Below are 7,216 nucleotides of genomic sequence, written 5' to 3' on the forward strand. Positions count from 1 at the left end.
GGCGGTAGAGTGGGCGAATGCGACACGTGCGTCCCGACCGGTCACCCACCATCCGCGAACTGCTCGCCGCGGGCGGCCGGACCTTCTCGTTCGAGTTCTTCCCCCCCAAGACCGAGAACGGCATGCGCAACCTCTGGCGTGCCGTACGCGAACTGGAGACGCTGCACCCCGCGTTCGTCTCCGTCACCTACGGCGCCGGGGGCGGCACCCGCGACACCACCGTCGACATCGTCGAGCGCATCGCCACCGAGACCACCCTCACCCCCGTCGCGCACTTCACCGCCGTCAACCACTCCCTCGCCGAGGTCCGCAACCTCATCGGCCGGTTCGCCGCCGCCGGAGTGCGCAACGTCCTCGCGCTGCGCGGCGACCCCCCGGGCGACCCGATGGGCGAGTGGATCAAGCACCCCCAGGGCGTCGAGTACGCCGCCGAACTCGTCCGGCTCATCCGCTCCTACGGTGACTTCTGCGTCGGCGTCGCCGCCTTCCCCTACAAGCACCCGCGCTCGCCCGACATCGAGAGCGACACCCGCCACCTCATCGAGAAGTGCCGCGCCGGTGCCGACTACGCCATCACGCAGATGTTCTTCCGCGCCGACGACTACTACCGCCTGCGCGACCGCGTCGCCGCCGCCGGGTGCGACACCCCGATCCTGCCCGGGATCATGCCCGTCACGCAGATGAGCACGATCGAACGTTCCGAGCAGTTGTCCGGCGCGCCCTTCCCCGACGAGGTGCGGCGCCGGTTCGAGGCCGTCGCGCACGACCCCGAGGCCGTGCGGCGGCTCGGCGTCGAGCACGCCGCCGAACTCTGCCGCGACCTGCTCGACCAGGGTGTCCCCGGCATCCACTTCATCACGTTCAACCGCTCCACCGCGACGCGCGAGGTCTACGAGCTGCTCGACGCCGACCGGTACGCCCGCAGCGGCAGCGCGCCGCCCATCACCGCGTAGGGCGGCCCCCCGCCCGGGAAGGCGAAATCGGTCAGCAGGTCGGTCATCCCGACGGACCGGTACAGCCCCCGGGCGGGGGTCTCCGCACCCGGATCGAGCGTCGACAGCACCACCGTCGCCTCCGTGCGGCCCTCGCACAGCGCCGACAGCAGCCGCCGCCCGAGCCCCCGCCCCTGCGCCTCCGGGCGCACGTGCAGCTCGGCCACCTCGAACCCGTCGGCCATCCACTCCTCGGCGTGGTCGAGCCCGCCGCGCCGCCGCAGCGCGTCGTACACCACGTCGTGCCACCACTGGCCGGGCACGCCCCGGAACCCGTAGGTGAAGCCCTGCAACCGGCCGGACATCCCGGGCACCCGCGACGGCTCCTCGGCGACCAGCGCCCGGAAGCCCGGATGCCGCGCGTGCCGGGCCATGATGGTCGTGCGTCCGGGGAGCTGGTCGCCGGGCGGGCGCATCGCGGCGGCGTACACCCGCAGCATCGGGTTCAGCCGGCGCAGAAAGGCGCGCTGGTCCAGCTCACGGAGCTTCGGGTCCTTCACGCGCCAAGACTAGAGGACCCGCCCTAGGCGCGGGTGATGGTGCGCGTGGTGACGCTGAGGCGGTCGTAGATGTCCCACAGGAAGCGATCGGCGGCCTTGCGGAGCTTGACCCGTTCCGCCTCCAGGTCGCCCTGCCAGCTCCGGGCCTCGGGGCCGAGCCAGGCGTCGGTGCCGCCCATCGTCCGGACGGCCGGGTCGAGCGCGCCGCGCAGCCGGTCCACGTCGCCGTAGGCGCTCACGTACGCCTGGTAGAGCGTGTGGTACTCGGGATTGGGGCGGTGGTCGGGGGACAGCAGCGCGGCGGCCGTCGCGTCCAGCGGTGGCGGCAGGATGCCGGGCGGCGGGGGAGGGGCCATCGCGGGTCAGCTCCCGGTCGGGCCCGGCGCGGCGGCCGGGCGGAGGTCGGCGGGACGGACCGCCCGCAGGTCGATGCGGGCGAGCGCGGCGCTCGTCTTCGCGCCGAAGTCGGCGCCGGCGAGCACCTGGACGGCGACCGGTCCGGCGCCCGCCGCGTCGGCGCTCGCCAGGAACGCGCGGAGCCACTTCTCGTCCATGACCATGTGGTGACTGGCCATCCCCATCGACTGCTGGATCACCGCGACCCGCGCCGGGTCGTGCCCGGCCGCCGCCAGCAGGCCCGCCGCCTCGTGCGGGCCGAGCCGGTCGTACAGGGCCTCGGTGTAGTCGGGGTCGTCGGCGCTCGCCTTGAGGTTCGCCCAGACCGACGCCGGGACGGGGCCGTCGGCGCGGATCGCGGCGGCGTCGGAGCGTCCGGCGCGCAGCGCGTCGCCGCGCGTCGGGTAGGCGCCGAGGTCGCCCGCGCCGCGCTGCACGGGCACCAGCTCAGGCGGCTGCGCGCGGCGCGGCGGGACGGGGACGCCCGGCGGCGTCGTCGGCGATCCGCCGGGCGGGCTGCCGGGCCGCGCGCCGCGCGGCGGTGCCGGGACGGCCGGGGGCGTCGTCTTGGTGCCGCCGGGCGGCGCCCCGCCGCCCGACGCCGGAGGCGGGGACGCGGGCGGCGCCTCGATGCCGCCGCCCGGGTCGGGGTTGGTGATCGCGAAGTTGTAGCGGCGCTCCAGCATCGACAGCGCGTCGGCGATCCACAGCACGACCTCCTCCGCCTGGCGGCGGCCGGTGTGCGCGACGCCCGGCGGCGGCTGGTGCGCCGTCAGCCATCCGATGATCGTGACGCGGGCGTCCTGGACCTGCCTCGACAGGTGGTTCAGCGCCGGCGGGTCGATGCCGCGGAAGTCGGCGTTGCGGGCGGCGGGCCCGGTGCGCATCTGCGCGGTCATGGCGCCTCCGACGATCACTCGGGTCTGTCCGGTGGGGCGATCCTCGTCCGCCGCCGCCGGCGGACGCCACGACTCCCCAGGATCACACGGGTCATCACGCGCTGTCGAGGGCCGCGCGCACCGATTCGGGGTCGCGGGCGACGACGGCGGCGGCGCCGGTCACCACGATCGGGCGCTGGATGAGCACGGGGTGCTCGGCGAGGATCTTCAGCCAGGTGGCGCGGTCGCGCTCCAGCGTCTTCAGGCCGAGTTCCCTGGCGACCGGCTCGGTGAGGCGCGCGGCGTCCCACGGCTGCACGCCCGCCTTGGTCAGGACGGCGTCCAGCTCCTCGGCGGTGGGCGGATCGTCCAGGTAGCGGCGCTCGGTGTAGGCGACGCCGGCCTCGTCGAACGCGGCCTTGGCGGCGCGGCTCTTGGAGCAGCGCGGGTTGTGCCAGATCTCGGTCACGCGACCTCCACGGACTGTCCGCCGGTGATGCGGAGGAGTTCGGCGTACGACGTGGGGAAGACGGTGTGCGGATGCCCGCCCGCCGCCCACACCCGCTCGTACTGGTCGAGCCAGACGTCGACGAGCGTCCGCACCGGCGCCGGGTGCCCCAGCGGCGCGACGCCGCCGATGGGCTGCCCGGTGGCCGCCCGGACGAACTCGGGCGTCGCCCGCTTCACCTGCGCGGCCCCGACGATCGCGGCGACCTTGGCGGTGTCGACGCGATGCGCCCCGCTCGTCAGCACGAGCAGCGCCTCCCCGTCCGCGTCGAACACCAGGCTGTTGGCGATGGCCCCGACGTCGCAGCCGAGCTGCCCGGCGGCGGCCTGCGCGGTCGGCGCCGTCTCCGCCAGCTCCACGATCTCCCCGCCCGCCCCGCGCTCGCGCAGAACAGCGGCGACCTTCTCAACGTTCGCGTGCATGGTCGAACCCTAGCCGGATCGCGACGTTCGGGCGGGGTGGTCCGCGGGCACACTGGCGGACACGGCTCGGGAGGTGCGGGATGGGGTTCCGGGGGTCGGTCGTCGTGGTGGTGTTGCCCGTGGCGGTGCTGGCCGCCGGGTGTGAGGAGGGGGTGACGTCCGCCGGAGACGCGCCCTCGTCCGGGGCGCCTTCGCGTTCGGCTCCGCCGTCGTCGCCCGCGCCGCCGCCCCGGCTCAAGAACGGGTCCGAGGGGGCGTACGTCAAGGTGCTCCAGCGGCGGCTGGCGGCGTTGAAGTACGACCCCGGGAAGGCCGACGGGCGGTTCGGGACGTCGACGCGGCTGGCGGTGTGGGCGTTCCAGCGGGTCAACGGGCTGCCGGAGAACGGGGTCGTGACCGGGCGGGTGTGGCGGGCGCTGGACGATCCGAAGGCGCCGAAGCCGGTGTCGCGGAAGCGGTCCGCGAACCGCGTCGACGTCGACCTCGGCGGGCAGTACCTCGTCGTCTACCGGGACGGGAGGCCCCGGCTGATCACGCACGTCTCGTCCGGTTCGGGGGAGTACTTCTGCTCCCGCGACCCCGGCGCGACCGCGAAGCGCTGCCGGTACGCCACCACCGGCACCGGCGACTTCCGCACCGGGCGGCGGGCCTCCGGCTGGGAGGTCTCGCCGCTCGGACGGCTGTACAACCCGGTCTACTTCAACGGCGGCATCGCCTTCCACGGCGCGCTCGACGTGCCGAGGCGGCCCGCGTCGCACGGGTGCGTGCGGATGCCGATGCACATCGCCGCGTACTTCCCGAAGATCGTCGGTGACGACGTGCCCGTGCACGTCCGTAAGTAGCCGCTACGCCGCCAGGCGCGGGGTCTCCGCGACGACCTCGTCCACGAACCCGTAGGCGCGGGCCTCCTCGGCGGTGAAGAAGCGGTCGCGGTCGGAGTCGGCCTCGATCCGCTCGACGGGCTGCCCCGTGTGCTCCGCGATGAGGCGCTGCATGAGGCGCTTGGTCGCGAGCATGTTCGCGGCCTGGATCTTGATGTCGGACGCCGTCCCGCCGATGCCGCCCGACGGCTGGTGCATGAGGATGCGCGCGTGCGGCAGCGCGTAGCGCTTGCCCGGCGCGCCCGCGCTCAGCAGGAACTGGCCCATGGACGCGGTGAAGCCGAGCGAGAGCGTCGCGACGTCGTTGGGGACGAACCGCATCACGTCGTAGATGGCCATGCCTGCGGTGACCGAGCCGCCGGGGGAGTTGATGTAGAGGTGGATGTCGCGGCGGCGGTCCTCGGCCGAGAGCAGGAGGAGCTGGGCGCAGATCCGGTTGGCGATGGCGTCGTCGACCTCCTGGCCGAGGAAGACGATGCGCTCCTTGAGCAGGCGGTCGAAGACGTCCGGTGCGGGTTCGTGGGTCATGGGGCCAGCTCATCCGGGGGTCCGGCGCGGCGTCCAACGAAAGATCCGGCCTGATTGACAACCGTCGGTTGTCGTCGCAGGATGAGGTGGGTGGACGCCGACATTCCCGGCCTGCGGGCGTTCGTCGCCGCCGCCGACGACCTGCACTTCGGCCGGGCCGCCGCGCGGCTGCACCTGACGCAGCAGGCGCTGTCCAAGCGCGTCCGGCGGCTGGAGACCGCGCTCGGCGCCGAACTGTTCGCGCGGACGACGCGGCGCGTCGCGCTGACGGCGGCGGGGGAGCGCCTGCTGCCCGCCGCCCGCGCGGCGCTGGACGCGTTCGACGCCGCGGTCGCCACGGTGCGGGCGCCGACCGCGCGGCTGCGGGTCGACGTCTACGACGAGCGGTTCTCGCCGCTGCGGCTGCTGCGCGGACTGGGCGTGCCCGTCGAGGCGAGCATGCGGCAGGGGCTCGCACACGCGGTGCCCGCGCTGCTCGGCGGGGAGATCGACCTGGCGTTCGGGCAGTACCACGAGCTGCCGGACGCGGTCGCGCTGCGCGGGCGGCTGGCGCGGCGGCTCGTCCATCTGGAGCCGATGGCGGCGTTCGTCGGGCCCGGGCATCCGCTGGCCGGGCGCGGGTCGCTGCGGCCCGCCGAGCTGCCCGCCGTCGCCATGCCCGATCCGGTCGCCGCCGAGTCGCGGGCCTTCCTCGCCGCGCTCGCGGGGCACTTCGGGGTGCCGCTGCGGTTCCTCGAACCCGCGCTGGGGCTGCGGCATTATGCCGAGGTCGTCCGGGACCGTCCGGAAGTGGTGCTCGGTGAACTCGGGACCGAGATGCCGGAGGACGGCCCGCTGGTGCGGCTGCCGCTCACCGGTCCCGTTCCGCTGGCGCCCTGGTGCGCCGTCTGGCGGCGGGACGACCGCTCGCCGCGGCTGCACGCCCTGTTGCGCCGGTTGCCTTCCGTCCGGGTGCCCGGCGGCGACGGGTTCTGGGCGCCTCCTGCGTACTACTCGGCGTTCGAACAGGAGTAGAGCGCCGGTCGCGTGCGCCGGGTGACCCGCGTGAGGCGGGTGAAAGACCAGGTCAGGGAGGGTGTTCGAGGGTCGGGTGTGACGGTCGGTGTTTGAACGCGTTTCTCCGGGTGATCGGTTCCGCGTGAAGCTCGACGGTGGTCGCGAACGGGCGGCGGACCCCTCCCGGGTCCGGCGCCGGGCCACGCGAACGCGCAGGTGGGACGAGGTGCGTGGGGGAGGTGTGACGGACGGGACGGCGACCATGATCGCGGAGGGTGGCGGGATGCTTTCGAACACATTGACGAATCGTCGTTCAGGGGGTTAACTGGGTCCTGCATCGAATGTATGTTCGATGTTGGTGCGGGACTCGCGGACCGCACCAGGGCAGCGTTCCCGCCGTCGGCGCGCGACGGCGGCGGGGCGACCGGCCCGGGCGGGGAGAGGGGAAGCTCTCCGCCCGAGCCGGGCCCGAGCCCCGGAAGGAGGCCACATGTCCGGAACGACCACGCGGCGCGGCAGCCGAGCCGCCCACACCGTCGCCCACGGCGCCGGTACGGGCACGCTGCCCGGCACGGCGCCCGGAGCGGCGCCCGACCCGTCGGCGGACCCGGTGCCCGACGCGGTACCGGCGCCCCGTCCGAGGGCGCACCCGGCGCCGCGCCCGGCGCACACCGCCGTCAACCAGCTCCACTCGGCCCGCATGAGCCTTGCCGAGGCGGCCGACGCCACGTCGCCCGGCGTCCGGTACGTCTGCGCCCACCTGGCGGCGCTCCGTGCGGCGGCGGCCGTCCTGACGGCCCGCGAACCGGTCGAGCCGCGCAAGCGGGGCCGTCCGCGCAGCGTCTGGGTCCTGCTCCCCGAGGCCGACCCGGCCCTGCGCGAGTGGGCCGCCTTCTTCGCCGCCGGCGCCGACAAGCGCGCCGCCGCCGAAGCCGGCCTCCCGCGAGCGGTCACGGCCCGCGAGGCCGAGGAACTGATGCGCGACGCCGACGTCTTCGTCACCCTCGTCGAAGACACCCTCGGCATCCCGAGCCAGCCCACCCTCCCCGCCCCGGACCAGGACCACCCCACCCCCTGACCCCCTCCCCACCGGGCCGTGCCCCCGCCACCCCCCC

10 protein-coding genes are annotated in these 7,216 nt (G+C 74.8%); 4 read left to right on the forward strand and 6 right to left on the reverse strand.

Annotation, left to right across the window (positions count from 1 at the left end):
• Nucleotides 1-17 precede the first annotated feature (17 nt).
• Nucleotides 18-953: a methylenetetrahydrofolate reductase [NAD(P)H] gene (gene metF / locus C229_RS0128680; protein WP_026314250.1), complete on the forward strand. Its 936-nt coding sequence runs from the start codon at nt 18-20 to the stop codon at nt 951-953.
• Here metF and C229_RS0128685 read toward each other — a convergent pair.
• The 5 genes from C229_RS0128685 to C229_RS0128705 all read right to left on the reverse strand — a co-directional run bounded on the left by C229_RS0128685 (nt 890) and on the right by C229_RS0128705 (nt 3,696).
• Nucleotides 890-1,492 carry a GNAT family N-acetyltransferase gene (locus C229_RS0128685; RefSeq protein ID WP_018658565.1) on the reverse strand — a complete coding sequence of 201 codons (603 nt, stop codon included), beginning with the start codon at nt 1,490-1,492 and terminating at the stop codon, nt 890-892. The genes metF and C229_RS0128685 overlap by 64 nt on opposite strands.
• A gap of 23 nt (nt 1,493-1,515) precedes the next feature.
• Nucleotides 1,516-1,848 carry a hypothetical protein gene (locus C229_RS0128690; protein WP_018658566.1) on the reverse strand — a complete coding sequence of 111 codons (333 nt, stop codon included), beginning with the start codon at nt 1,846-1,848 and terminating at the stop codon, nt 1,516-1,518.
• Nucleotides 1,849-1,854: 6 nt separating this feature from the next.
• Nucleotides 1,855-2,787, reverse strand: coding sequence for a hypothetical protein (locus C229_RS0128695; protein WP_155885117.1), 933 nt, complete (start codon nt 2,785-2,787; stop codon nt 1,855-1,857).
• 94 nt (nt 2,788-2,881) lie between these two features.
• The gene (locus C229_RS0128700; protein WP_018658568.1) at nt 2,882-3,235 is read right to left on the reverse strand and encodes an ArsC/Spx/MgsR family protein; all 354 of its coding nucleotides are present in this window, start codon (nt 3,233-3,235) and stop codon (nt 2,882-2,884) included.
• Nucleotides 3,232-3,696 (reverse strand): YbaK/EbsC family protein, encoded by a 465-nt coding sequence (locus C229_RS0128705; RefSeq protein WP_018658569.1) that lies wholly within the window; start codon nt 3,694-3,696, stop codon nt 3,232-3,234. Before C229_RS0128705 ends, C229_RS0128700 begins: the two co-directional genes overlap by 4 nt.
• Nucleotides 3,697-3,776: 80 nt before the next feature.
• Here C229_RS0128705 and C229_RS0128710 point away from each other — a divergent pair, with 80 nt between their 5' ends.
• The gene (locus tag C229_RS0128710) at nt 3,777-4,538 is read left to right on the forward strand and encodes a L,D-transpeptidase family protein (protein WP_018658570.1); all 762 of its coding nucleotides are present in this window, start codon (nt 3,777-3,779) and stop codon (nt 4,536-4,538) included.
• 3 nt (nt 4,539-4,541) lie between these two features.
• Here C229_RS0128710 and C229_RS32405 read toward each other — a convergent pair whose 3' ends face one another.
• On the reverse strand, nt 4,542-5,105 hold the full coding sequence (locus tag C229_RS32405) for an ATP-dependent Clp protease proteolytic subunit (protein ID WP_018658571.1): 564 nt from the start codon (nt 5,103-5,105) through the stop codon (nt 4,542-4,544).
• Between the two features lie 90 nt (nt 5,106-5,195).
• Here C229_RS32405 and C229_RS32205 point away from each other — a divergent pair, with 90 nt between their 5' ends.
• Nucleotides 5,196-6,119: a LysR family transcriptional regulator gene (locus C229_RS32205; RefSeq protein ID WP_018658572.1), complete on the forward strand. Its 924-nt coding sequence runs from the start codon at nt 5,196-5,198 to the stop codon at nt 6,117-6,119.
• Between the two features lie 472 nt (nt 6,120-6,591).
• Nucleotides 6,592-7,179, forward strand: coding sequence for an SAV_6107 family HEPN domain-containing protein (locus C229_RS35150; RefSeq protein ID WP_018658573.1), 588 nt, complete (start codon nt 6,592-6,594; stop codon nt 7,177-7,179).
• Nucleotides 7,180-7,216: the final 37 nt, after the last annotated feature.

This window comes from Actinomadura flavalba DSM 45200 (assembly GCF_000374305.1).
GTDB lineage: Bacteria > Actinomycetota > Actinomycetes > Streptosporangiales > Streptosporangiaceae > Spirillospora > Spirillospora flavalba.